This is a genomic window from Streptomyces sp. F001 (genome assembly GCF_004187715.1).
In the GTDB taxonomy this organism is placed as follows: Bacteria; Actinomycetota; Actinomycetes; order Streptomycetales; family Streptomycetaceae; genus Streptomyces; species Streptomyces flavusporus.
Genome location: NZ_QZWF01000135.1, coordinates 1 through 2,532, shown reverse-complemented (window position 1 = coordinate 2,532; position 2,532 = coordinate 1). Strand labels below are relative to the sequence as shown.

General features: G+C 70.6%; 2 protein-coding genes. Both read left to right on the top strand.

From position 1 onward, the window contains the following. Positions 1 to 770: 5-deoxy-glucuronate isomerase (gene iolB, locus StrepF001_RS44940; protein WP_129803835.1), on the top strand; the 770-nt coding region annotated here is incomplete at its 5' end. Next, a partial coding sequence (gene iolD / locus StrepF001_RS44935) for a 3D-(3,5/4)-trihydroxycyclohexane-1,2-dione acylhydrolase (decyclizing) (RefSeq protein WP_129803834.1) occupies positions 767 to 2,532 on the top strand: 1,766 nt, incomplete at its 3' end. The genes iolB and iolD, both read left to right, overlap by 4 nt.

The window sequence follows — 2,532 nt, the reverse complement described above, 5'->3', positions numbered from 1 at the left end:
TCAGGATCCTGACCCTGGGCCCGGGTGAGGCGCACACCCTGTCCACCGGGGAGTCCGAGTTCCTGGTCCTGCCGCTGATGGGCTCGTGCACCGTCACCACGGGCGGCGAGGCCTTCGAACTCGACGGCCGGACGGGCGTGTTCGCCTCGGTCACCGACTTCGCGTATCTGCCGCGCGCGTCGGAGGCCCTGATCAGCAGCGCATCCGGTGGGAGGTTCGCGCTGCCCTCCGCCCGTACCGAGCGAGGCGGACTGCCTGCCCGGTACGGGCGCAAGGAGGACGTGCCGGTCGAGCTGCGCGGCGCCGGCGCCTGCTCGCGGCAGGTCAACAACTACTGCCTGCCCGACACCTTCGACGCCGAGCAGCTGCTGGTGTGCGAGGTACTCACACCCGGCGGCAACTGGTCCTCCTACCCGCCGCACAAGCACGACGAGGCCCGCCCCGGCGAGGAGTCGGAGCTGGAGGAGATCTATTACTTCCAGGTCGCGGACGAGAACGGCTTCGGCTACCAGCGGGTGTACGGCACCGAGGACCGGCCCATCGATGTGCTCGCCGAGATCCGCTCCGGCGACACGGTCCTGATCCCGCACGGCTGGCACGGCCCGTCGATCGCCGCGCCCGGCTACGACCTCTACTACCTCAACGTCATGGCGGGCCCGGGCCAGGACCGCGCCTGGCTGATCTGCGACGACCCGGCGCACGGGTGGGTGCGTTCGACGTGGGAGTCCCAGGACGTCGACGACCGGCTGCCCTTCGGAGAGGACCGATGAACACCGTACGACTGACCACGGCCCAGGCCCTCGTCCGCTTCCTGGCGAACCAGTACAGCGAGCGCGACGGCCGGGAGCAGCGGCTGATCCCCGGCGTCTGGGGCATCTTCGGGCATGGCAACGTGGCCGGCCTCGGCCAGGCCCTCCTCCAGGCCGCTGTCACTCAAGAGGCCGGTCTCCCTTACTACTTGGCCCGCAACGAGCAGGGCATGGTCCATGCGTCGGTGGCCTACGCGAAGATGCGCGACCGGCTGGCCACCTTCGCCTGCACCGCGTCGACCGGACCCGGCTCGACCAACATGATCACGGGTGCGGCACTCGCCACCACCAACCGGATCCCGGTCCTGCTGCTGCCGTCCGACATGTTCGCCACCCGCGCCGCCGACCCGGTGCTCCAGCAGCTGGAGGACACCCGCGGCGGGGACGTCACCGTCAACGACGCCTTCCGCGCCGTGTCGAAGTACTTCGACCGGATCCAGCGTCCCGAGCAGCTGATCCCGGCCGCGCTGGCGGCGATGCGGGTGCTGACCGACCCGGTGGAGACCGGCGCTGTGACGCTCGCGCTGCCGCAGGACGCGCAGGCCGAGGCGTACGACTGGCCGGTCGCCTTCTTCCGGCGGCGGGTGTGGCACGTGGGCCGTCCCGTGCCGGAGCCGGCCGCCGTCGAACGGGCCGCCGCGCTGCTCCGTAACGCGACGAAGCCGCTGATCGTGGCGGGCGGTGGCGTGGTGTACTCCGGTGCCGAGACCCAGTTGCGCGCCTTCGCCGAGGCCACCGGTGTCCCGGTCGCGGACACGCACGCCGGCAAGGGCGCGGTGCCGTGGGACCATCCCTGCGCGGTCGGCGGCATCGGCTCCACCGGCTCCTACGCCGCCAACGAGCTGGCCCGCGAGGCCGACGTCGTCCTGGGCATCGGCACCCGCTACTCCGACTTCACCACCGCCAGCCACACCGTCTTCGCCAACCCCGACGTCACCTTCGTCAACCTCAACGTCGCCCGTCTGGACGCCGTCAAGCACTCCGCCGAACCGCTGGTGACCGACGCCCGGCTCGGCATCCAGGCCCTCGCCGGAGCGCTGACCGACTGGGAGGCCGACCCCTCCTACCGCGAGCACACGCGCCGACTGCTCTCCCGTACCCGGGAGATCGAGGACCGCTGCTTCACCGTCGGTCACGGCCCTCTGCCCGCCCAGACCGAGATCCTCGGCGCGCTCAACGACGTCCTCGACGACCGTGCCGTCGTCATCAACGCGGCCGGCTCCATGCCCGGCGACCTCCAACAACTGTGGCGGGCACGCGATCCGAAGGCCTACCACGTGGAGTACGCGTACTCCTGCATGGGCTACGAGATCGCCGCCGGCGTCGGTACGAAGATGGCCGACCCGTCGCGCGAGGTCGTCGTCCTCGTCGGCGACGGCTCGTATCTGATGATGGCTCAGGAGATCGTGACCATGGTCTCCGAGGGCCTGAAGGTCATCATCGTCCTCGTCCAGAACCACGGCTTCGCCTCCATCGGCGCACTGTCGGAGGCGCTCGGCTCGCAGCGGTTCGGCACCAAGTACCGCTATCGCGACGGCGATTCCGGCCTCCTCGACGGCGATGTCCTTCCCGTCGACCTGGCGGCGAATGCATCGAGCCTTGGCGCGGACGTCCTGCACGCCGCCTCGGTGGAGGAGTTCCGTACCGCGATGGAGAAGGCCAAGGCCGCCCAGCGCACCACCGTCGTCCACGTCGAGACCGACCTGTACGGGCCCAACCCACC